The following is a 21927-nucleotide window of genomic DNA, read 5'->3' as shown; positions in this document are numbered from 1 at the left end:
GACGGTGCCCACCGCGTGCAGATCGATACCGCTTGGGGACCCGATGACGGCGAAAACGATGGCGCTACCGGATCCTGCGGAACCAGCGAGGTCTACTCCTGGCGGCCGTCCTGCGCGCCAGCACCGACGTCATCGTCTGTACCGTCCCTCACCGCCTCACCGCCTCACCGCCTCACCGCCTCACCTCCGCCCGCCCGGCCGCCCGCCCGGCCCGGATCTCGCGGTCACAGGAATGGTCTGGTGAGGTGGTCGGCGGTGCCGCCGCGCCATTCGATGAGGAAGAGGGTGGCGTCGTCGCTGGTGATCCCGCCTCTTTCCCGCATGAGGGTGTGGGAGAGGTGCCGCACCATCTGCTGCACGGTCGCGCTGGCGGGTCCGACGCGTTCGATGGTGGCGATCAGGCGTTCCTCGCCGAACTGTTCCCCGCCGGTGATGTGCTCTTCGATGAGGCCGTCGGTGTAGGCCAGAACCCGGTCGCCGGGGCGTAGCCGTTCGTTGTTGATCTGGGGTGACGAGCCGCCGAAGCCGACGGGCAGCGTGCCGTGGCCTTCCAGCGTGCCGATGACGTGGTGGTCACGGATCAGCATGGGTGCCGGGTGGCCGGCGTTGACCCATTCCAGGTGGCCCGTCCCGATGTTGAGGCGCATCATCTGCGCGGTGACGAAGTGGTCGGGGCCGAACTGGGCGTCGATGGCGGTGTCCATGAACGCGTACAGTTCGGCGAGGCCGGCGTCGGCGCGTCTGGCGTGCCGGTAGGCGCCCACGGCGACGGTGGCCAGTACCGCGGCGTTCAGGCCGTGGCCCATCGCGTCGATCATGGCCAGGTGCAGGACGTCGTCGTTGAGGGCGTAGTCGAGGCTGTCGCCGGCGACGTCGTAGGCGGGTTCCAGTATTCCGGCGACGGCGACCTGCGGTGTCGTCATGGTGAGCGGGGGCAGCAGTGACCATTGGATCTCCGCGGGCACGCTCATCGGTTCGCGTCGTCGTGTCCGCAGGAACTGGTCGGTGTAGTTGTTCTTGGTGACCAGCATGTCGGCGACCAGGCCCGCGAGCCGTCGCAGCAGCCGGCGGTCGTCGTCGTTGACGCTGTCGAGGGTCAGGACCATCACGCCGATCTCGTCGCTGCCGTCCAGCAGGGGCAGGAACATGCGCACGCCGTCGGCTTGCGGGTGTTCGACGATGGTCTCCGACAGGAACGCGCGTCCGGCCAGGGATCCTGCAAGGGGCAGTGGTTCACTGTCGGTGAGGCCCCGGCCCGGCAGCGGCACCAGTGTCAGCTGGGCGTAGTCCTGCAGCAGGATCGAGATGTCCCGGCCGCCGATCGCGTGTATTTCTTCGGCCACCAGCGGGGCGATGAGCTGGGGTGGCATCTCGTGCGCCCGGTCCAGCAACTGCCCTAGCAGCCGCTCACCGAAGCCTTCACTCCGATCCACCGGGTCTTCGCGTCCGATCCGTTCCCCCACCGCGTCTATATGCCCGTTGCCACATCAATGACTCTAGGTATCCGGACATGTTCGATCCGCGAGTGGACTGGCGTGGCGGGCGGCTGATGGAAAGAGGTGCCTGGCCGGGTTCGTCAGACCAGACGTTCGTGGACGTAGCACCATCTCCAGGTGGATTCCGGTTCCACGGCGGCGGCGACCGGATGGTCGGTCTCCTGGTAGTGCGCTCGTGCGTGCCGGTGGGGCGAGTCGTCGGAGCAGGCCACCCAGCCGCAGGTCAGGCAGAGCCGTAGTGCCGTCCACCGGGCGCCCCGTGTCTCACATGCCGTGCAGCCGCGTGATCGTGGCGTGACGGGCGCCAGGGCGTCCACGTGGCCGCAGCGCGGTGCCGATCCGTTCGGGCTGGACGGCACGCCCGAGGCCATGGCGTGGATCCTCATCTCGTGGTTCATCGAACCTCCCCTTCCGGGCGTCGTGTTGCGTTGCCGCCGGGTCAGTACTCCAGTTCCGGGCGCAGGGGACCGCCGACCGCGTGCAGGTGCCGCAGTACCTGGGCGTAGGAGCCGGTGAGGCTCGTCTCGCAGTAGGCGATGTCGTTGCGGGTGCAGAACGCGCGCACGAGGGCTTGGGCGCGGCGCAGGTTGGGGCGCGGCATGGAGGGGAAGAGGTGGTGTTCGATCTGGTAGTTCAGTCCGCCGAGCGCGAAGTCGGTGATCCGGCCGCCGCGGATGTTGCGCGCGGTCAGCACCTGGCGGCGCAGGAAGTCGGACTTGTGGTCCTTGCCGAAGATCGGCATGCCCTTGTGGTTGGGGGCGAACGAGCAGCCCAGGTAGAGCCCGAAGAGCCCTTGCTGGAGCAGGAGGAAGCCCACGGCCTGGACGGGAGCCAGTACCCAGAACAGGACGGTGAGGTATCCGGCGGCATGGGCGAGCAGCAGGCCGCCCTCGACCAGCCGGGTCGTTCCCGAGGTGTTCGCCCGTGATGTCGCGCCACGGCCGACCAGTGCCCGGACCCCCGCCAGGTGCAGGTGGAACCCCTCCAGGAGCAGCATGGGGAAGAACAGCCAGGCCTGGTGGCGGGCCAGCCACGCACCGGGAGCGCGTCGTGCTCGCGCGCTCTGGCGGGTGAAGGCGATCGCGCCGGTGGCGATGTCGGGATCGCGGTCGACCTGGTTGGGGTGGGCGTGATGCCGGTTGTGCTTGGCGACCCACCAGCCGTAGCCGAGACCGACCAGCAGGTTGCCGTGCAGCCGTCCGAGCAGGACGTTGACCCGCCTGGAGCCGGAGATCTGCTGGTGGCCCGCGTCGTGGCCGAGGAACGCGGTCTGGGTGAACGCGGCCGCCAGGAACGCCGCCACCGCGAGCTGCCACCAGGACGGGCCGATCAGCACGAAGGCCGCCCATCCCGCGGCGAGAAGCAGCAGGTTCGTCGCGGCCTTCACCCAGTAGTAGCCGGGACGGCGGGCCAGCAGGCCGGCCCGTTTCACCTGCCGCGACAGCACCGCGTAGTCACTGCCCCGCACGCACCCTCCGGCGTCACGCCGGTCCGGTGCGCCCCGATGGGTGTTGCCTCCGGGGACGATCGTGGTCATGGTCTTCCATTCCGAGGGGAGGCCCTCTGGCGGGTGCGGGGCCGGCTTGGACGCGACCGGCCGAACTCGGGTACGGGATGGCGCCCACTACCAGTTGAACTCGGCCTTCGGCCGGACCGAACCGCGCAATCCTGGCAAGAGCCATCAGCGGGGGTGATAACCGTCGGCGGTGGTCATACCCCGCGTCGCGCGGGGGCACAGGCCGCCGCCCCGGTTCTGACGGACGTCATGCCGAGCCCTCTATGTTGAGCGGTGGGGCGAACTGTCGGAGCCGAGGAGATGATGTCCATGAGCAAAACGGTGCCCGAGGTCTGGATCGAGACCGGTGGCGGCCATGACATGGTCCGTGCTGATGCGATCGTGATGCTCCGTTTGGATGAGACCGGACGGTTGACCGCGCAGCTCCGCGACGATGCGAAGGTCAGTGTGACTCTCTTGAAAGGCTCGTCCGGCTCCCCGCCGCCCGATGACTTCCATCGTCAGCTGCTCCGGGCGGTCGCCGAGCTCTCCGACACCAGCGGCGCGCAACTCGTCCGCGCACGGCACGAGGGGGACGGCTGGCGCTGGGTCAGTGAACCTCTCTAGGCGCACGCCGCGATGTACGCTGCTGAGGGGGCTCGCTGTTTCGGCCCGGAAGGCGGGAGATGTGGAACTGCGCCAGCTCCGCTATTTCATCGCCGTCTCCGAGGAGCTCAACTTCGGGCGCGCGGCGGCCCGTGAGCACATCGTGCAGTCGGCGCTGAGCCAGCAGGTACAGCGGCTGGAGCGGGAGCTGGGGGTGCGTCTGCTGGACCGCACCACGCACTACGTCGCCCTGACCGCGGCGGGGGCGGCGTTCCTGGTCGAGGCGCGGCAGATCCTCGCTCACGTGGAGCGCGCCGCCCAGGTCGCCCGGACCGCGCAGGGCACCTCCCCGGCGTTGCGGGTGGGCATCATCGACGCGAGCTACGACTCGATGCCGCAGATCCTGCATGAGGCCCAGGCGCGCTATCCGGACCTGGTGATCCACCAGGTGGAGGTCGGGGTCCCCGAGCAGTACCAGCAGCTCGTGGACGGGCGTCTCGATGTGGGCATCGGCCGTGCCGCACTGGCGCCGAGCGGGATCGCCTCGCATCTGTTCCGCCGGGATCGTCTCGGGGTCCTGGTCCCTCGCGGGCACCGGTTCGCCGACCTGGACGCGGTGCCGGTCGAGGCCCTGGCCCGGGAGCCGCTGCTGCTGGCCGAGGAGATGAAGGCGCCGGAGTTCAACCAGTTCACCGTCGAGATGTGCCGGGCCGCCGGCTTCACCCCGACGGTGTACAAGGGCACCGTCGACAGCATCCGCGCCGCATCGGCTCTGGTCGCCCAGGGCCGCTGCCTGTACTGCGTGCCCTCCTCCTGCATCTCCGCCCTCCCGGGAACGATCTGGCGCCCGCTCACCGAACCCGCCTCGTTCTACCCCTGGTCGATCCTGTGGCGCGCCGCCGACGACTCCGACCATGTACGCGCCGTCGTCGCCTGCGCCCGCGGCATGTCCGAACGGCTCGGCTGGCTGGTCACCGCCGACCAGGCGACCGGCTGACCGCAGACCACCGATCCACCCGGCCCCCCGTGCGGTGATCGGTCGCGATGATCGGTTCAGCCCGTATCGGCGGTATCCCTCCGATGGCCGCATGGGCTTGGCTTGGGCCGGGTCTTCCAGATGGCCTGTTCGGGCTCGGGCCTCCAGGGAGTGGAGCGTCCGAGGGGAACCTTGGTCGTTGTCGTCGTGATCGTGGCGTCGCTCGTGCTGTTGCTGCTCGCGCCGGCGGTGCGGATCGTCACGATGCCGATCCAGCCGCAGGGCATCATCACCCGCGACAACGTCAGCGTGGACGCGCCCATGACCGGACTCCTGGACGAGCCGTGAGTCGATGGCCGCCAGGCAACGGTCTTCCGAACGACCAACGTGAGCGCCGCGGAAGTCAGGCGATCGGCCCAAGGAGTTCACCGGCCCCGTCTTCGGGGGCGCGCCGAAGACCGCCTCCGGCCAGAACCCGGCACTGCCCGCCATCGGCTCGTTCGGCTCCCGGTTCTACGCCTACAAGGGCAACGGAACCTGGATCGACAACACCAACGGCCAATGGGCACGCCCCCCATCCGTCCGCCCCTGACCTTACAAGCGGACCCCGGAGAGGCCGTTGTTCACTCGCCGTGATTTCCCGCTCGGTCGTGTCACATTTGCGTGGGCCGCGGCGGGCGGAGAGCGATGATCTGTGCGGCCGCGCGGTCCGGCTGGGCGGTCGCGCGCCGGTCCTCGGCGAGCTGGACCAGGCGGGCGGAGGTGTCGGCGAACAGCAGCAGCTGGCGGGCGGTGGCCGGGCTGAACGGCTGCGCGCCCGGTTGCCCGAGGACGGCGAGCACTGCGCGCGTGGCCTCGCCGGTGTCCAGCGGCAGGATCAGGATCGGGCCGGCCGGCAGGGCGCTGAGCGTCTGGTCGGCGACGATCCGTGCGGACAGGGCCCGGCGGGAGCCGAACGCCCGGCCGAGCATCGACCGGCCGCGCCGCACGGTCAGCCCGCGTATCCGGTCGCTGCCGGCGCCGACCGCGACATCGATCCGCAATGTGTGGCCGTCTTCGTCGGGGAGGGCGATGAACGCCAGCGGAACGCCCGCCATGGCGCGGGCTCGTTCGGCCACGAGGATCAGCAGACGGGGCAGGGCGGCCCCGTCCAGGACCGCCGTCATCAGGTCGAACGACGCGGTCAGGCGCCGGTCGTTCTCCGCGCTCCCGGATTCGTCCGGCCCCCAGGCGCTCACCGGCAGATCGTGTCCGGTCATGTCGTCATCCCGCTCTCCTCCGGCCTGGCGCCTGCCCGGTCCCGGCTCGGCAACGGGCGGGGTTCCGCCCGTGTCCCGCCGCGGTCAGGCCGCGGCCGATCGGGGACCGGGGTCGGCGGTCCGTGCCCCGGGAATGGAGGAACGGACGGTGAAGGCATGGAGCAGCCCGGTGACCTCCAGCAGCTTGGCGGGTTGACGGCGCGGGCCGGCGAGGATCACGGGCGCGCCGTTCGGCTGCGTCCGGCGGCGTGCGCCGACGAGCATCGCCAGCCCCGACGCGTCGCAGAACGTCACGCCCGACAGGTCGATGATCACGTACGCGCCGACGTCCCGCAGCGCGACGTGCAGACGTTCCCGGAGGGACGGGGTGGAGGCGATGTCGAGTTCGCCGCTGATGGCGATGACGGTGTGGTCGGCGAGCCGTTCGCGGGTCAGCCCGGCCTCGGGCGAGGCGGTACCGGTGGGCATGGGGGATCTCCGATCCGAGGTCTGTGAACGCCGCTCATGGCCGGAGCCGGGGCGAGGTGGTTGCACGGCAGGTCAGCGCCTGCGGAGGCATCGCGTGACCCCATGGCCACAGGGCTCGGATGCCGGCGTCTCAGCCTCACAGGCGGTGCCCGTGGCGATCCCGGTGCGCAGATCGGTTTCAGCGGTTCGGGTGGGCTGGTGTTGCGGCGTCATAGCGCCGGACCTGTCTGGCCCCGAGAGGGCCGAGTATCGAGAGACCAGGGGGACGTGAGCTTGGCCGCCCGCATCGAGTAACCCGTGTCACAACAAGTATACGCCCTGGCCCCGTGCGATCACGTTCGCGCGATGCAGGGCGGGTCACGACTCCACGCACCCGTCGGTGACGCCGCTGGGGCGCGGAGGGCGCTTATGTTGGAGTGGTGGGGCATGCGGCTTCCGATCCTTGGAGATGAGGCGCATGGGCGAAGTGTGGATCTCGGCCGCCGACGGCTGCGACATGATCCGTGCCGATGCGATCGTGATACTCCGCTTGGACAAGACCGGCCGGTTGACCGCGCAGCTCCGCGACGAGGCGAAAGTCAACGTGACGCTCCTGGAAGGCTCGTCAGGCGGCGGCCACCCGCCCGCCGACTTCCACCGCGAGCTGATCCGGATGATCGCCGAGCTCGCCGACTCCAGCGGTGCGCACCTGATCCGCGCCCGGCATGAGAACGACGAATGGCGCTGGGGCGGCGAATCGCTCTGAGACGCCGGATCGGGCGAGACCGCGGTGGCCGACCCGGGTCCGGCGAGACTCATCCGGGAAGCCCGGACGGTGTTGCCGGTGCCGGATGCCGCGTGTCTACGCGTCCGAACGCGCACAGCCCGTGACGTGCACATCCCCTGACGTACACTCGGCGTTACCGAGGGCTTTTCGCGCGCGGGCCACCATGCCGGCGCCGTCCCCGGCGATACGCGAACCGGTTCCGCACGGACCGAGAATGGGGCCCCCTCCATGGCCCGCGACACCACGCAGCTTGACCCCCCTCCGGCCACGGCCGCGCCGGCCGAACCCACTCCGCCGGCCCCGCGCCTGCGCCTGGCCCCCGGCGGTGCGGGACGCGGGGTCATGGACGGCGGCTGGTGGCCCCGATCCCGCGACACCGGCGCTGAACTCACCGAACTGCTGACCGCTCTGGCCGGCATGGGCGACGCTCCGGAACCGGCCACCCGCGTGGCCATCGACTTCGACGACTGGGACGGCGTCCCGCTCCGCATCACCGTCCTGGGGCAGGAGGTCAGGGTGGGCTGGCTGGCCCACCTCGACCACATGGTCTCGATCACCTGCGGGCGCGCGGACCCGATCCTGCTTCTCCTCATCCCGCCCGGGGCGGTGCCGTCCGCGGCGGAGGCCGCCCTGGCCGGATCCGCCGCCGGGACCGGCGATGCGATGCCACAGGAGATCCTGGCGTCCTGCGGCATCTCCACCGTCCGCGCCTGATCCGCGCTCGGGACCGACGCCCTCCCGGTGACCGGCGGCGAGTCGCGTCGGGAACCTGCGGGCGCCGCCCCGCCCGCGACGGCGGCGGTCAGCGCGACATGGTGCGTGCTGCGCTCCAGCAGCCGACCCCCCGCGGGTGAGGCGGCGTGCCGGCCTTCCAGGGCGACTGGGCTTGGCCGGGCCGAAGTGGCCGACCTGGACGGCGACCTGACCAGCGGTGTCGGTGAGCCGGGGGAATGACGGCATGGTGCTCCTGGAAGGTCCGGGCAGGAGTTGACCGGCGAGGAGGGCAAACCAGCTTGGGGCGGTGCAGACCAGCCACTCTCGCCAGCGGCGGTGGCCGGCCCGCACGCCGTTGAATGAGCCAGCCGGAGGGCGGCAGGTGCAACTAGAGCGACCCCGGCCACAGCCTTGTTGACCTTGGCTGCAGACCGCGGCCAACGCCATCGGTCCAACAGGTTGGACACCTCTCTGCTCGCTGCCGCTTGACACAGAGAGGCGCCCAAAAACGTACAGACCCGATTGATCAGCAGACGATGCGGTCGACTGGCCTCGATCTTTCATGGGGTGGGTTGGGCCGCGGAGTGGCCAACCCACCTTTGTTCTCGGCGGTTGATCAGCCGTGATGCCCGGCTGTCGCGTCGGGTGGGCGGGATTCCACGGGCCCGGGTGTTCTCCTTCCTGGTGTTGACGGGGCGGTTCGGCTTGGTCAGGGCGCCGGGAGCATCTGCAGGCGCCCGATTGCGGAGGCGGCCAGATCGGCCCGGGGCCAGTGGCGGCCCGGCCTGGGCGAGGGTGGCGACCAGCCGCGACACCGTCGGATCGGACGGCACCGGCCCGAACAACTCCGGCTCGGAACGCAGGATCGCGATGTCGGACGGGCAGTCCCCGCCCAGCGCCAGCGTCACCGCCAGGTCCGCGACGACCTTGCCCGGATCATGGGTCGCCCGCGGCTTGCGCCACCGCTCCAACCCCGCGGAAAGCGCCCGGTCGAGCCCGGTCGCACGGAGCGTCTCGGTCAGCAGCACCCCCGCCAGCCTGCCCGACGATCCCCCCGTCCGAAGACACCGCGAGCTCGGCATGACGACCTGTAGTCTTCACGTGAAAAGTGCCTTCTGGACTGGCGCGGACAGGACCTTAGACAAGCCCTATCCTCCCAGCTCGGGGGCATTTTTCTTGTCTAAACGGTCACTCCCGACCCGCCGCCCGGTGAAAGCCCGAGGTTGGCTCCGGGCAGACGGTCGTCGACTTCATGGGCACCAACGACACCTTGAAGATCGCCCGCCGCACCGTCTCGACCTACGGCGCCACGGATCGACGCGGCTCGCTCGTCGCCGGTTGTCGTGGCCATCACTTGCACGATAACTACAGAGCACGACGAAGCCAGTGAAGACCGGGACATACCAGGGACCCGAACCCCGATCGCTCTGACCTGCGGTTTAGCCTCCGACATCAGAAGCCAAACCCATGCAAACGCAAAAACGCCAGGTCAGAGACCTGGCGCTTCGACATGTGTTTGTGTCCGAGGACGGATCAAGCCCGTCCTCCCAAATCCGCTACCCCCTACACGCCACCCTGCCGTTCCGGGCGGCGCCATAACGTCGCTGTACCCCGGGGACGCCGTGTCTCCACGTCGGGACATCTCGCGGGGCGGGGGACTGTACGGTTTGCGGCTTTGCCCGGCTCCTGGTCCCCGCTGTCAATAACGCGGACCGGCTACAAGAGCCACCCATTTCGGGCGGTCTGGGCGGACGGATCAAGCCCGTCCTCCCTAGTCAGATACCCTCTGCGTGTCGCTCTACCGTTTTCAGTGGCACTGTAACACCGTCATACGCGGCGGCGTCATATCTTGAAGTCCACCTTGGTTCCTTGGGAGCTATCGGAGACAGCTAGGTGAAAGCCTGAGTGGGGAACTCCTCCCGGCTACCCGACCTTCATGTTTCCAGACCAAGCCGCACCGCCCGCGATCAGGACGTGATCATCTACCCATCAGTGCTGCTGGGAAAGATGCTGAGCACGGGATGGCTTCTTTACAGTTCTTTTATGGCCGGGGATATAGGCTATCTCCGTAGCCGTCAGGTTGACGGAAGGGGGAACGCGTTGACAGGTTCGCATCGCGCACCCGACTCGCTTGCTTTTCGTGTGCTGCGACGGACTCTGTGGCCTCCGGAGCATTCTAACCGGCCCCCTCCCTTCTGGAACATGCCCTTTTTTCAGAGGAGGTTCTTCCCCGACAGGCCCTCCCTCTTTCCCAACAGGATTTATCCCCTGCTGGGCCTGGGGTACTTCGCCGTATTCGCCCGGTGGCCCCTTTATCCGATCGGGGCGTACTACATCTTCCGCAGCGCCCGCCTCGTGACCTGGTTTCTCTTTCTCAAGGGAGCCGCGCAGATTGACGACCGGCCTTTGGGGATAGTCAAGAAGTTGCGGGTGTGGACAGCGCTCCTAGTGCCGCTCGTGATTGCTGCGGTCACTGGAAGTGGGGTGGCCGGGCAACTCGCCAAACACCTATTGATCTATTCCGTGTCCCCCGCGCTGTTTGTGCTTAGCGCGCCGCTTGTTGTCATGATCGTCATCGGCTGCGCGCAGCGCGATGCGCGCTCGGCCATGCGGACGGCTGTGCGCACCCCGCTGTGCAAACTACTCTGCTACCTCGGCACAGTGGCCCTCGCCTTCACCCTCTTCGCCGCCTTGCCCAGCGACGTGGACCTGGATGATGCCGGCTGGGCGCTCCTGGTGAGAGTAGCGGCGTTCGTGTGGGCCCTGTCGGTGCTTCTGTTCGCCACGCCCAGGGTGATGCGGACCGGCTTCGGCCTGGGCGCGGTACACCCCGTCCTCCCGCCCGTGTTGGCCAGTGTTCTGACCTTGGAGTGCGCTGCTCTTTTCGGACTGCCCAGCGGGCCATGGCCGATCACATGCCTGCTACTTCTCTGCGGCCCGGGCTTGGTGATCGCCATCTCGTGGTGGGAGATCCACCGGCTGCGGATCCTCTACGGGGTCACCCTGCGGGGCGGCTGAAAAACCCGACAGGCCCCGGCAACTGCCCTCTTACCGCAGGCACATTGAACCGAGCTCATGGCCCATACTGCGATTCCCCTGAGAACGCAGGAGGTTCAAAATCGTGGACGCGCCATGGCTGAGCCTGGCGGGGCGGTCCGGTCCGCGCAAACGGCGGTTGCTGACTCGCCAGGGCACACGGGCGGCGGCTCCCGACCTGGTGCGCCGGCCGTTCACCGCCGTCGCGCCCGACCTGCCTGCGGGGCGGGGACATGACACAGATCGAGGAAGGGCCTTGAGGTGTCATCGACCTCTGATGCGACAGGTAGGTAACCAACTTCCTGTGTGTTCAGACCTGTGCTGGCTTGAGCGCAGAGTCATTCATGTCTTGCGCTCGGGCTTGGACCAGTTGGTTTGTGAATGGTTGGGGAAGATTGAGTTGGCGCTCTCGGCGAGACGGATCGCCTTCGAGGGCTCGTAAGGTCAAATGTTCGACGGAGCGCTCAATCCCTTGTGGCGCCAGTCGGCCAGATGGCTCGGACGGGTCTATTGAGGTCGTGGGCGGCTTGGACGACGTCGGCGGTCCCGCCGTAGCCGCGTGCGGGTTGGCCGTCCCAGACGGCCCAGATCTCGTCGGCGAGGGTCAGCATGTGCTGGCTCGCGGACATGTGGGCTTCGCTGGTGGACTCGGTGAAGGGCATGCGGTGCACCTGCGTGGCTTGGGCGAGGAGCTTGCGGTATTCGGCGTGGTGCTCTTCGGGTAGGCCGGCGAGGTATTGCTCGGCTGGGACGATGACCTCGATCTGGCCGCCGTGTGCGAGGACGGCGCGGGCGAAAAGGGTGTCGGCGCCGTCGGCGAGGCAGGTCAGGCCGGTGATGTCCGCGGTGATGGGGGAGAGGGCTTCGTCGAGTGCTTCGGCTACCAGGGTTTCGGTGGCGGGAGGCAGGAGGCGGCGGCCGGAGATGGCGATGCGCAATGGGTTCTCCTAGAGCAGGGTTGTCCTGAGGCGGTCGTCGAAGCGGGTGACGGTGGGTGCGGTCGTGGGGGCGTTGCTGTAGCGGAACTGGCGGGCTTGTCTGATGATGCGTTCGGAGCCGTAGGTGATGCCGGTGTTGAGGGCGTCGAGGGCGAGGGCGAACGCCTCGTCGGTTTCGCCGCGTTGGCAGGCTGCGGTCGCTACAGCCGCCGGGTGGCCCGACTGCCCGGCACCGGCCAACAAGGACGCGATCCACTACGTGCGGACCTACTCGTGCTCGCACGTGAATCAGATCGGCGTCTTCGTGGAGGCCGACAACACACCGGAGATCCTCGGCACCGCGAACACCGACTCGGCGTTCGAGGAGCAACTGGACCCGGCCTCCCGCCAGTGGAAACGCACCGTCTACTTCCGGACCAACTTCGTGACCGGCAAGCTGATCGAGAGCCTGCTCACCGCGACATTCTCGATCGACTGCGACGGGGCGTGCGGCACCCCCTGCCCAAGACCTTCATCGCCCAGAAGGGCGTGGTGCAACAGCACGAGCACTTCATGGAATCGACCGGGTCGTCGATCACCTTCCCGCAGCCGCAAACCAAGATCCAGTTCGCCTACCCGGGCGCCATCATCCAGGGCTCGGACGGGAAGGCGACGCACCTGGGCCCGCCCACCGGTGTCCACTGCGACAGCCTCACCGACGCCATCTCCACCGGGAAGCCGGGCTGCGTGTTACTGGTACACCCCCACCTACACAGTCGAGTACGGTGCGGATGAGCGGATGCCGACCATCGCGGAGAACATCCTGTTCGCGCAGCTGGCGCTGCGCAGCCGCCCCGGCTTTCCCGGCACGGGCATCATCCCAGGCGGTCAGCCCCTGATCCGCGGCCCGGCGCGGATCGCTGACCCCAAGGACGGTGTGGTGAAGAACTTCGACTACCTCAGCCGCAGCGTCTCCTGCCCCAGTAGCCTCCCCAGGCCGGAGGGTCAGACCTGCGACGAGTACCCCTTCGCCTCGACCTGGCAGGGCGCCGAATGGGTACCGGCCGACCAGTGGAGCTGCCGGTTCGTCCCCAAGGCCGAACAGGACTACCAGGGCGCCGACATCCGCAAGTTCCACGACGAGAACCGGCTGTGGCGCAACCCCACCGGCAAGGTCACCGACACCACCGGGCGTCCGCAGGGCTCCTACTGGGTGTGGGTGTCCAACGCGCCCACCACACCACCGACCTTCACCCAGTGCCAGAACCACATGTGACAACAACCCGCTACACCGGCCGGCCGACGGGGCACGTACTCCGTCGGCCGGCCATGCCCCGAGAGAAATACGATCTCAGAACATGAATGACCTCTATCCGATGGATGTCAGCCTCAAGGAACGTCATCGCCTAGTCGGTCAGCTGGACAACAGCAGCCAGTCCCTGCGTGAGGGCGGCGACCCGGCCGAAGCCGACGAATACAGCGCCATCTTCCACGAGCTGTGGGAGCACACCAGCCACCGCACCATCGAGCTACCCGAGGAAACCACCGTCACGGTGGCACTGACGCCCGACCACTGGTCGCTGCTCGCCGAACTCCTCGACGTGTCGGCCTTCCAACTCGCCAGCCGAGACCCCGAGGACGCAACGCTCGCCCGGAGCCTTCGTGACCGCATCCGCGAAGGGCTCGGCGACCACCTACCCGCGCCCCCGCAGCCCTCAGCGCCGCAACACCACACCACCAGCGTCCACATCGACGAACTGGGCTGCTTCGCACTGTTCGCGGCACCAGGCACCGATCACCCTTTCCCGGTCAGCGCATACCGCTTCGACGACAACACCTGGCTGGATGAAGGCAACGGGCTCGCCGTCCGCTCCCACATCCTCACCGGCACCCGCAACGGCGCCGTCGACCTCACCGCCGAACTCCTGGACGGCCCCCCACCACTGGAGACCGACCCCTGGGACGACATCGCCGAATACTCCTGGGCGTTCCCCACCATCGATGTCCCTGGCCCCCCGCCCACGACGGGCACGCTCCGGGCCGCCGCCCCCGGACACCAGGCCGTCACCCTGATCGAGTTCGACCGGGTCTGGCCGTCCACGTGCATGTACCGGACCCGGGTGAGCGTCCAAGGCCGCGACGCCGGCACCGACGAGCAGCACCTAGTCCAACTGTGGCGCGCGCCATCAGCACCCGAAAAGCTGATCAAAGCAACCGACCTGACCGGCCACCGCCGCCGCGCCGGCAAACCATAGGCAAGGCGGTGTTCTAGGCCTGCCGGATCCAGGTCCGCAACGCCTCACGATGCACCCCGAGCTGGTCGGCCACCCGGGCGATCGACCCGGTCCTCTCACCCGTCTGCTCACGCAGCTCAGGGGAGTACTTCCTCGGGGGTGCCATAGCCCCTCACCTTTCCAGGTATCAGGGCCTCCACCCAACCTGGGGCGCTCCAGGATCACGTCCGCGGAAAACGTGAGGTGCCCCCGGAGGGATGTGAGACAGACTTCAAGGGTGATTGAGATGCAGCCGGTCTTGGAGGTGTACGGGTCAGAGGGCTTCACGCTCTGGCCGGTCGCTCGGTCGGAGCCGTTCAGGTACCTGCCGCTCAGCGGCACACTCTCTCCGGTCGAGGTCGGCACGGCGGTGATGGGGATCGCCGAAGCCAACGATATCGATCCCGAGGACGGTCGTCCGCGGCGTCCGGCCGATCCGCTCGGGGCCTTCCTGCATGGCCTTCTCACCATGGAGCCGCTCTTCGCGCCGGGCGGGTTGCGAGTCATCGACACTACGACGGGCACCACCCTGCTGCCCGGCTGCTGCAGCGGGATCGAGGACTGGCGCGAATGGTGGAGCGTCCTCGACGGCCATGCCTCGAGCGGCTTCCTCGGACACGATCCCGATCCATGCGGTGAACTTCACGGCGACATAGTCCGCATGATCGTCGACGCCGAGCGCGATGACAGGCCGATGATCGAGTTGCCCACCGCCGACCTGCGGCGTCTGTTGGCCGGCGTGGAACGCGACCTGATCGCCTTCCACCGACTGGCCGCTTCATGGGCCGAGCGGTACGTTCCCGACCGCGCCGCCCCGCTCGCCGCCGCCCTCGCCCGCGCACTGGACGTTCCGCCCGAAGGCTCGCAACGGGTCTCCTGAACGTCCTGGTGCTCTGGGACTCGGCACCAGTACTCCGCCAAGCGCAGAAACCACAAAGTGGGACAGATGTGAACCTGTCCCACTTTGTCGTGAAGTGTCCGAGGGGGGACTTGAACCCCCATGCCCCGTAAAGGGCACTAGCACCTCAAGCTAGCGCGTCTGCCTATTCCGCCACCCGGACTCGGTCGCAGGCCGCGGTGCTGCCGCGGCGGGGTTCACTGTACCAAAGGTGGGGAGTCGCGGCGAAGTCGATCGTCGGGGACCATGGGGCGGGTAGGGGAGGACACGAGGCGAAGGTGATCACTGTGGCCCACCAGCCGACCGCTGAGGACGAGGTCGTCAGGCTCTGCCAGGAGCTGATCCGGATCGACACCAGCAACCCGGGCGATCATTCGGGTCCGGGGGAGCGGGTGGCGGCGGAGTACGTCGCGGAGAAGCTCGACGAGGTCGGGCTGGAGACGCGGATCTTCGAGTCGCATCCGGGACGGGCCAGTCTCGTCGCGCGGATCGAGGGGGAGGATCCGGGACGGGACGCGCTGCTCCTGCACGGGCACCTCGATGTCGTGCCGGCGCGCAAGGAGGACTGGACGCGGGATCCGTTCGGGGGAGAGATCGCCGACGGCTGCGTCTGGGGACGCGGGGCCGTCGACATGAAGGACATGGACGCGATGATCCTCGCCGTCGTCCGGCAGCGGTTGCGGGAGGGGCGGAGGCCGCCGAGGGACGTCGTGCTCGCTTTCCTGGCGGACGAGGAGGCCGGCGGGCAGTGGGGCGCGCACTGGCTCGTGAAGGAGCATCCGGAGTTGTTCGAGGGGTGCACCGAGGCCGTGGGGGAGGTCGGCGGGTTCAGCCTGACGGTGCCGGGGGACCGGCGGATGTACCTCATCGAGACGGCGGAGAAGGGCATCGCGTGGATGAACCTGACCGCCAGGGGGACGGCCGGGCACGGGTCGATGGTGCATCCGGACAATGCGGTCACGGCGGTGGCGGCGGCGGTCGCGCGGCTGGGGTCGCATGAGTTTCCGGTGCGGCTGACGAAGTCGGTGCGGGCCTTCCTGGAGCGGGCGTGCATGGCGTACGGGGTGGAGTTCGATCCGGAGCGTCCGGAGAAGTGCCTTGACCAGATCGGGCCGCTGGCGCGGATGATCGGGGCGACGCTGCGGAACACGCTCAATCCGACGCGGCTGGACGCGGGGTACAAGACGAATGTGATTCCGCAGACCGCCACCGCCCAGGTGGACGGCCGGTTCCTGCCCGGACACGAGGAGGAGTTCTTCGCGGCCGTCGACGAACTTCTCGGGCCGGACGTTCGGCGTGACTTCGTCCACCACGACCAGGCGCTCGAGACGGACTACGAGGGGGCCCTCGTCGCGGCGATGGAGGCGGCGCTGATCTCGGAGGACGAGGGAGCGCTGCCGGCGCCGTACTGCCTGAGCGGCGGGACGGACGCCAAGGCGTTCGCGCGCCTCGGAATGCGCTGCTTCGGCTTCGCGCCCCTCAGGCTGCCGCCGGAACTGGACTTTTCCGGAATGTTCCATGGCGTTGACGAGCGCGTTCCGGTGGACGGGCTGCGCTTCGGCGTCCGGGTTCTCGACAAGTTCCTTGATCGTTCCTGAATTCGCCATCGCCGATGCGTTCGGTGGCGTTATCGTTACCGCTCGCTGAGGACGGTTCGGTGGTCGCTCGGCTGCGGGTGGCACGGTTCGCCCGTCGTGGACGAGGCGTCCGGCCGGGCGCCGCTGGAGCGGGCGTGACGCGACGATGCGTCATGACGTTCGTACCTGGTGCTACGCTCCGCCGGGACGGTCAGAACGTGCGGACGGCGCGGATGACCTTGCGGCGGAGCTGAATACGGCGGCGGCCATCCGGGTAGAGGCGCAAGCGATCGATTTCCCAGCCGCCGCGTTCGGCGTGCTCGGTCAGGATCTGCCGGGCCGCATCACGCGTGGTGCCGCGCGGCAGTGACAGGACGAGGTAGGTGTACTCCGCCATTGCGACCATTATTACTTGGTCTACCGTGCATGCGGCACCGTACCGTGGCGTCCCGGTCCGCGCGGTGTGCGGCGGCATGTCATCCTGTCGGAGGCGTAAAGCGGTGAGGATCCCGTCCCCTGATGGGGGCGGCAACGATGATCGAGGAGCGCGCGGGCATGAACGCGCCGTCCTGCGGCGTTGTAGGAAGCCGGTAAGAAAGAACCTGTGTAAGAGGACCAAGACAGCGAGGTTGGAGCGACTGTGCCAGCCAAGAACGGCACCGCGAACAGTGGCCGGGGCAACGGTGCGGGGACGCGCCTGGTGATCGTCGAGTCGCCCGCGAAGGCGAAGACGATCGCGGGCTACCTGGGCCGCGGCTACATCGTGGAGTCCAGTATCGGCCACATCCGGGACCTCCCGGGTAGCGCCTCGGAGGTGCCGGCCAAGTACAAGGGCGAGCCGTGGGCGAAGCTCGGCGTGAACGTGGAGCGCGAGTTCGAGCCGCTCTACGTGGTCAACTCCGACAAGCGGCAGCAGGTGCAGAAGCTGAAGAAGCTTCTCGCCGAGGCCGACGAGCTGTACCTCGCGACGGACGAGGACCGGGAGGGCGAGGCGATCGCCTGGCACCTCCAGGACGTGCTGAAGCCGAAGGTCCCCGTGCACCGGATGGTCTTCAACGAGATCACCAAGGACGCGATCCAGCGCGCCGCCGCGAACCCGCGCGAGCTGAACATGCGCCTGGTGGACGCGCAGGAGACGCGCCGCATCCTGGACCGCCTCTACGGCTACGAGGTCAGCCCCGTCCTGTGGAAGAAGGTCATGCCGAAGCTGTCGGCGGGCCGGGTGCAGTCGGTGGCGACGCGGCTGGTGGTCGAGCGGGAGCGGGAGCGGATCGCGTTCGTCCCCGCCCACTACTGGGACATCGCGGCACAGTTCGACACCGGTGCGGACGAGGAGCCGAAGGTCTTCAAGGCCGGGCTCGTCAGCGTGGACGGCAGGCGCGTCGCGCAGGGCCGCGACTTCGCGTCCGACGGCACCCTGAAGACGAAGGACGTGCTGCACCTGGACGAGCCCGCCGCGCGCGCGCTGGCCGAGCGGCTGCGCGGCAGGCCCTACGAGGTCGCGTCCGTTGAGCGCAAGCCGTACACGCGCAAGCCCTACCCCCCGTTCCGGACGACGACCCTCCAGCAGGAGGCCAGCCGCAAGCTGAACTTCTCCGCGAAGTACACGATGTCGGTCGCGCAGAAGCTGTACGAGAACGGCTTCATCACCTACATGCGCACCGACTCGATCACGCTGTCGGAGACGGCGATCACGGCGGCGCGCAGGCAGGCGGCGTCGCTGTTCGGCGGCGAGTACGTCCCGGACAAGCCGCGCGTCTACGCGTCCAAGGTCAAGAACGCGCAGGAGGCGCACGAGGCGATCCGCCCGGCGGGCGACACGTTCCGCACCCCGGCGGAGACGGGGCTGAAGGGCGACCAGTTCCGGCTGTACGAGCTGATCTGGAAGCGGACGATCGCCTCCCAGATGAAGGACGCGGTGGGCCAGTCGGTGTCGATCCGGGTCGCGGGGCTGTCGACCCGCGGCGAGCGGGCCGAGTTCGGCGCCACCGGAAAGACGATCACCTTCCACGGGTTCCTGAAGGCGTACGTGGAGAGCGCGGACGACCCGTCCACCGACCGGGACGACCAGGAGCGGCGGCTGCCGAACCTGGCGGAGGGCGACGCGCTGACCGCGAACGCGGTGGACGCGGAGGGCCACTCGACCCGCCCGCCGGCCCGCTACACCGAGGCCAGCCTGGTCAAGGAGCTGGAGGAGCGCGAGATCGGGCGGCCGTCGACCTACGCCTCGATCATCGGGACGATCCTGGCGCGCGAGTACGTGTTCAAGAAGGGCACGGCGCTCGTCCCGTCGTTCCTGGCGTTCGCCGTGGTCAACCTGCTGGAGCGGCACTTCGGCAACCTGGTCGACTACGACTTCACCGCGCACATGGAGGACGGTCTCGACGAGATCGCGCGCGGCAACGCCGGGCGCGTCCCGTGGCTGAACCGGTTCTACTACGGCGACAACGGGGCCGAGGGCCTGAAGGAGCTGGTCGGCGACATCGGCGACATCGACGCCAAGGGCATCAGCTCGTTCCCGATCAGGGACACCGACATCGTGGTCCGGGTCGGGCGGTACGGCTCGTACCTCGACCGGGACGGCGCGCGCGTCAACATCCCCGACGACATCGCGCCGGACGAGCTGACCGCAGAGAAGGCGGAGGAGCTGTTCGCGCAGCCGTCCGGCGACCGGGATCTCGGCACCGACCCGGCGACCGGCCACACGATCGTGGCCAAGTCGGGACGGTTCGGCCCGTACGTCACCGAGATCCTGCCGGAGCAGCCCCCCGCCCCCGAGGGCAGGAAGCGGACGAAGAAGGCGGACGCCCCCAAGCCGCGCACCAGTTCGCTGTTCAAGTCGATGTCGCTCGACACGATCACGCTGGACGACGCGCTGAAGCTGCTGTCGCTGCCGCGCACGCTGGGCGAGCTGGACGGCGAGCCGGTGACCGCGCAGAACGGGCGGTTCGGCCCGTACATCAAGAAGGGCGCCGACAGCCGTTCGCTCGGCTCGGAGGAGGAGCTGTTCACCGTCACGCTGGAGCGGGCGAAGGAGCTGTTCGCGCAGCCGAAGCAGCGTGGCCGCCGGGCCGCGGCGGCGGCGCCGCTGCGTGAGCTGGGCGTCGATCCGGCGAGCGAGAAGCCGGTGGTGGTGAAGGAGGGGCGGTTCGGCCCGTACGTCACCGACGGCGAGACGAACGCGAGCCTCCGCAAGGGCGACGAGGTCGAGTCGATCACGATTCAGCGGGCCGCGGAACTGCTCGCGGAGCGCCGGGAGAAGGTGGCCGCGGGCGGCGCCAAGAAGAAGACGGCAACCCGCCGCCGAACCTCCGCGAAGTCCGGTTCATAAGGACATCGGCGCCGATACCCTGACCGACATGACCAGAACGGGCGCACCCCGGCCGCACCCCGCAGCGTCACCGCCGCCGGGCGTTTCGTCACTTCCGCCGATCGGACCGTTCCGGCGGCTCCGGACCGCGCTGTCGCTGGCCGGTCTCGCGCAGTGGCTCACCGTCCCCGCGCTGACCGCGATGGTCGCGATGCTGACCCGCGACGAGGACCTCGCCGTGCGCGCGCAGGCGATCGGCGGGACGCTGGCGCTGATGCTGCTGCCGGCGGTGCTGCTCGCCCCGCTCGCGGGCCTGCTCGCCGCCCGTGTCGACCGCCGGCTCATGCTGCTGATCGCCGACGTGCTGCGGCTGGTGATCATCGTGACGGTGCCGCTGGTGGACCTGGCGGCCTGGACGCTCGCCGCCGCGTTCCTCGTCGGCTGCCTGAGCCTGCTGTGGGTGTGCGCGGCGCGCGCGGCGCTGCCCGCCCTCGTCCCGGACCCGGACGGGGAGCCGGGCGCGCACCGCACCGCCACCCGCGTGATCTACGGCCCGGCCCCGGCCGCCGCCGTGCTGTTCGCCGTCCTCGCGCTCATCGCGGACGGGACGCTCGGCCGCGGCTCCCGCGCCGACCTGGCCCTCTACGTGGCGGCGGGGATCTTCGCCGTCTCGGCCGCGGCCGTCGCCGCGGTCCGGGAGATCCCGGTCAGGGCGATGCCCGCGGTCCCGGCCCCGCTGAGGCTGCTGTTCCAGGGGCCGGGGACGGCCGCCGCGCGCGGCCTCGGGCTCGCGATCGCCGGGGCGTTCCTGGCGGGGGGCGCCGTCGCCGCCGTCGCCCGCGTCCACACCGGCGTGCTGGGCGGGGGAGACGCCGGCTACGGCACCGTCCTCGCCGGGCTGGCGATCGGCTTCGGCTTCGGGGTGTTCCTCGGCCCCCGCGTCCTCGTCCCGTTCAGCCGCCGGCGGCTGAACGGCCTCGCCGTGGTCGCCGCCGCGCTCGCGCTGGGCGTGCTCGCCCTCGTCCAGAACCTCGTCGTCGTCGTGTTCATGACGGCGTTCCTCGGCGTGTTCGCCGGTGCCGCCTGGTCGACGGCCACCACCGCGGTGACCGACCCCGACACGCCGGAGGACGTCCGCCCGCCCGCCTACCTGCGCTCGGTCGCGCTCGTCACCGCGCTGGTCGCGTTCATCGCCGCCCCGCTGGTCACCGGGGCAATCGGCACGCACCGCATCGACCTCGGCGACGGCGGCCACGACTTCGCGGGCTCCAGCGCGGCGCTGCTGATCGCGGCCGCCGGCGCCCTGCTGTCCGGGCTGCTGGCCTACCGGCGGGCGGACGACCGGCGCGGCATCCCGCTCGTCCCCGACCTGCACGCGGCCCTGCACGGCGAGATCTACACGCCGCCGGAGCAGGCCGCCGCCGAGCCCCAGCCCGTCCACCGGAACCGCGGCGTGCTCATCGCGTTCGAGGGCGGCGAGGGAGCGGGCAAGACCACGCAGGCGCGGCTCGCCGCGATCTGGCTCCGCGACCACGGCTACGACGTCGTCACCACGCACGAGCCCGGCGCCACCAAGATCGGCATGAGGTTGCGCGCGATGCTGCTCGACCGCGACACGACCGGGCTGTCCGACCGCGCCGAGACCCTGCTGTACGCGGCGGACCGCGCCGACCACGTCGCCAACGTGATCAAGCCGGCGATGGACCGCGGCGCGATCGTCGTCAGCGACCGGTACGTCGACTCGTCCCTCGCCTACCAGGGGTTCGGGCGGCGGCAGCCGGTCGAGGACATCGCCCGGGTGAACGCGTGGGCGACCGGCGGTCTCGTCCCGGACCTGACCGTCCTGCTGGAGATCCCGCCGGAGGCGGGGCTGCGGCGGCTGCCCGCGCCCGCCGACCGGATCGAGTCGGAGCCGCAGGACTTCCACGAACGCGTCCGCGCCGGGTTCCGCGCCCTCGCCGAGGCCGACCCGGACCGGTACCTGATCCTGGACGCGAGCCGGCCGCAGGGCGAGCTGAGCCGCGAGATCCAGTACCGGATCCGCGAGATCCTCCCCGACCCCGTCCCGGCGGGCACCGAGGACGCCACGAGCACCTTCCCGGCCATCCGGGACGCCTGACCCCGTTAGCCTCTATC

At 69.4% G+C, this 21927-nt stretch carries 22 protein-coding genes, 1 tRNA gene and 1 pseudogene; 13 read left to right on the top strand and 11 right to left on the bottom strand.

Translation table 11 applies throughout. From position 1 onward, the window contains the following. Nucleotides 1–224 precede the first annotated feature (224 nt). The 3 genes from AF1_RS01345 to AF1_RS01335 form a co-directional block, all read right to left on the bottom strand. Complete coding sequence (locus AF1_RS01345; RefSeq protein ID WP_242608632.1) at nt 225–1433, bottom strand: PP2C family protein-serine/threonine phosphatase; 1209 nt, start codon at nt 1431–1433, stop codon at nt 225–227. Nucleotides 1434–1576: 143 nt separating this feature from the next. Continuing rightward, nucleotides 1577–1894, bottom strand: coding sequence for a UBP-type zinc finger domain-containing protein (locus AF1_RS01340; RefSeq protein WP_242608631.1), 318 nt, complete (start codon nt 1892–1894; stop codon nt 1577–1579). Nucleotides 1895–1935: 41 nt separating this feature from the next. After that, a complete protein-coding gene (locus AF1_RS01335) occupies nt 1936–3033 on the bottom strand; it encodes a fatty acid desaturase family protein (protein ID WP_084262317.1) in 1098 nt (365 codons plus the stop codon). A gap of 288 nt (nt 3034–3321) precedes the next feature. Here AF1_RS01335 and AF1_RS35050 point away from each other — a divergent pair, with 288 nt between their 5' ends. From AF1_RS35050 to AF1_RS34005, 3 genes are all read left to right on the top strand, one after another. Beyond that, nucleotides 3322–3618 carry a hypothetical protein gene (locus AF1_RS35050; protein WP_165488325.1) on the top strand — a complete coding sequence of 99 codons (297 nt, stop codon included), beginning with the start codon at nt 3322–3324 and terminating at the stop codon, nt 3616–3618. A gap of 61 nt (nt 3619–3679) precedes the next feature. Further along, nucleotides 3680–4594 carry a LysR family transcriptional regulator gene (locus tag AF1_RS01325; protein ID WP_067792615.1) on the top strand — a complete coding sequence of 305 codons (915 nt, stop codon included), beginning with the start codon at nt 3680–3682 and terminating at the stop codon, nt 4592–4594. Between the two features lie 171 nt (nt 4595–4765). After that, nucleotides 4766–4921 carry a hypothetical protein gene (locus AF1_RS34005; RefSeq protein WP_165488320.1) on the top strand — a complete coding sequence of 52 codons (156 nt, stop codon included), beginning with the start codon at nt 4766–4768 and terminating at the stop codon, nt 4919–4921. A 305-nt stretch (nt 4922–5226) separates the two neighbouring features. On the opposite strand, the gene AF1_RS01320 is transcribed toward AF1_RS34005, so the two are convergent. Together AF1_RS01320 and AF1_RS01315 are read right to left on the bottom strand one after the other, a co-directional pair. After that, nucleotides 5227–5832 carry a GAF domain-containing protein gene (locus AF1_RS01320; protein WP_067792612.1) on the bottom strand — a complete coding sequence of 202 codons (606 nt, stop codon included), beginning with the start codon at nt 5830–5832 and terminating at the stop codon, nt 5227–5229. A gap of 84 nt (nt 5833–5916) precedes the next feature. Continuing rightward, on the bottom strand, nt 5917–6300 hold the full coding sequence (locus tag AF1_RS01315) for an STAS domain-containing protein (protein WP_067792609.1): 384 nt from the start codon (nt 6298–6300) through the stop codon (nt 5917–5919). A 457-nt stretch (nt 6301–6757) separates the two neighbouring features. Here AF1_RS01315 and AF1_RS01310 point away from each other — a divergent pair, with 457 nt between their 5' ends. Both AF1_RS01310 and AF1_RS34000 read left to right on the top strand, forming a co-directional pair. Continuing rightward, nucleotides 6758–7045: a hypothetical protein gene (locus AF1_RS01310; protein ID WP_067792606.1), complete on the top strand. Its 288-nt coding sequence runs from the start codon at nt 6758–6760 to the stop codon at nt 7043–7045. A 249-nt stretch (nt 7046–7294) separates the two neighbouring features. Beyond that, nucleotides 7295–7780, top strand: a complete 486-nt coding sequence (locus AF1_RS34000; protein WP_067792603.1) for a DUF5994 family protein — start codon at nt 7295–7297, stop codon at nt 7778–7780. A 788-nt stretch (nt 7781–8568) separates the two neighbouring features. Here AF1_RS34000 and AF1_RS36100 read toward each other — a convergent pair. Continuing rightward, nucleotides 8569–8881 (bottom strand): annotated as a pseudogene (locus tag AF1_RS36100) (transposase); the annotation flags it as partial. Nucleotides 8882–9982: 1101 nt separating this feature from the next. On the opposite strand from AF1_RS36100, the gene AF1_RS01295 reads away from it, so the two are divergent. Further along, nucleotides 9983–10798, top strand: a complete 816-nt coding sequence (locus AF1_RS01295; RefSeq protein WP_067792598.1) for a hypothetical protein — start codon at nt 9983–9985, stop codon at nt 10796–10798. Nucleotides 10799–11280: 482 nt separating this feature from the next. On the opposite strand, the gene AF1_RS01290 is transcribed toward AF1_RS01295, so the two are convergent. Next, nucleotides 11281–11754 (bottom strand): hypothetical protein, encoded by a 474-nt coding sequence (locus AF1_RS01290; protein WP_165488324.1) that lies wholly within the window; start codon nt 11752–11754, stop codon nt 11281–11283. Between the two features lie 9 nt (nt 11755–11763). After that, nucleotides 11764–11997 (bottom strand): hypothetical protein, encoded by a 234-nt coding sequence (locus AF1_RS35045; protein ID WP_067792595.1) that lies wholly within the window; start codon nt 11995–11997, stop codon nt 11764–11766. Nucleotides 11998–12240: 243 nt separating this feature from the next. Here AF1_RS35045 and AF1_RS35040 point away from each other — a divergent pair, with 243 nt between their 5' ends. From AF1_RS35040 to AF1_RS01270, 3 genes are all read left to right on the top strand, one after another. Continuing rightward, complete coding sequence (locus AF1_RS35040) at nt 12241–12528, top strand: hypothetical protein (protein ID WP_067792591.1); 288 nt, start codon at nt 12241–12243, stop codon at nt 12526–12528. Nucleotides 12529–12532: 4 nt separating this feature from the next. Further along, entirely contained in the window at nt 12533–13009 is a 477-nt protein-coding gene (locus AF1_RS35035; protein WP_067792588.1) for a NucA/NucB deoxyribonuclease domain-containing protein, read from the top strand. An 82-nt stretch (nt 13010–13091) separates the two neighbouring features. Further along, nucleotides 13092–13988: a hypothetical protein gene (locus tag AF1_RS01270; RefSeq protein ID WP_131732405.1), complete on the top strand. Its 897-nt coding sequence runs from the start codon at nt 13092–13094 to the stop codon at nt 13986–13988. 13 nt (nt 13989–14001) lie between these two features. On the opposite strand, the gene AF1_RS32880 is transcribed toward AF1_RS01270, so the two are convergent. Further along, nucleotides 14002–14133, bottom strand: coding sequence for a transposase (locus AF1_RS32880; RefSeq protein WP_084262313.1), 132 nt, complete (start codon nt 14131–14133; stop codon nt 14002–14004). Nucleotides 14134–14253: 120 nt separating this feature from the next. Between AF1_RS32880 and AF1_RS01265 the strand changes: the two genes are divergently transcribed. Next, a complete protein-coding gene (locus tag AF1_RS01265; protein ID WP_242608640.1) occupies nt 14254–14886 on the top strand; it encodes a hypothetical protein in 633 nt (210 codons plus the stop codon). Between the two features lie 95 nt (nt 14887–14981). On the opposite strand, the gene AF1_RS01260 is transcribed toward AF1_RS01265, so the two are convergent. Continuing rightward, nucleotides 14982–15067: transfer RNA gene (locus tag AF1_RS01260), tRNA-Leu, on the bottom strand. A gap of 124 nt (nt 15068–15191) precedes the next feature. On the opposite strand from AF1_RS01260, the gene AF1_RS01255 reads away from it, so the two are divergent. Then, the gene (locus AF1_RS01255; RefSeq protein WP_242608630.1) at nt 15192–16502 is read left to right on the top strand and encodes a M20/M25/M40 family metallo-hydrolase; all 1311 of its coding nucleotides are present in this window, start codon (nt 15192–15194) and stop codon (nt 16500–16502) included. 190 nt (nt 16503–16692) lie between these two features. Here AF1_RS01255 and AF1_RS01250 read toward each other — a convergent pair whose 3' ends face one another. After that, the gene (locus tag AF1_RS01250) at nt 16693–16878 is read right to left on the bottom strand and encodes a DUF5703 family protein (protein WP_067792576.1); all 186 of its coding nucleotides are present in this window, start codon (nt 16876–16878) and stop codon (nt 16693–16695) included. Nucleotides 16879–17121: 243 nt separating this feature from the next. Between AF1_RS01250 and topA the strand changes: the two genes are divergently transcribed. Both topA and tmk read left to right on the top strand, forming a co-directional pair. Beyond that, nucleotides 17122–19812: a type I DNA topoisomerase gene (gene topA / locus AF1_RS01245; RefSeq protein WP_067792574.1), complete on the top strand. Its 2691-nt coding sequence runs from the start codon at nt 17122–17124 to the stop codon at nt 19810–19812. A gap of 28 nt (nt 19813–19840) precedes the next feature. Further along, on the top strand, nt 19841–21910 hold the full coding sequence (tmk, locus tag AF1_RS01240) for a dTMP kinase (RefSeq protein ID WP_067792571.1): 2070 nt from the start codon (nt 19841–19843) through the stop codon (nt 21908–21910). Nucleotides 21911–21927: the final 17 nt, after the last annotated feature.

This window comes from Actinomadura formosensis NBRC 14204 (assembly GCF_001552155.1).
Classification (GTDB): domain Bacteria; phylum Actinomycetota; class Actinomycetes; order Streptosporangiales; family Streptosporangiaceae; genus Spirillospora; species Spirillospora formosensis.
The sequence above is the reverse complement of the archived record's forward strand: the minus strand, read 5'-3'. Positions and strand labels throughout refer to the sequence as shown.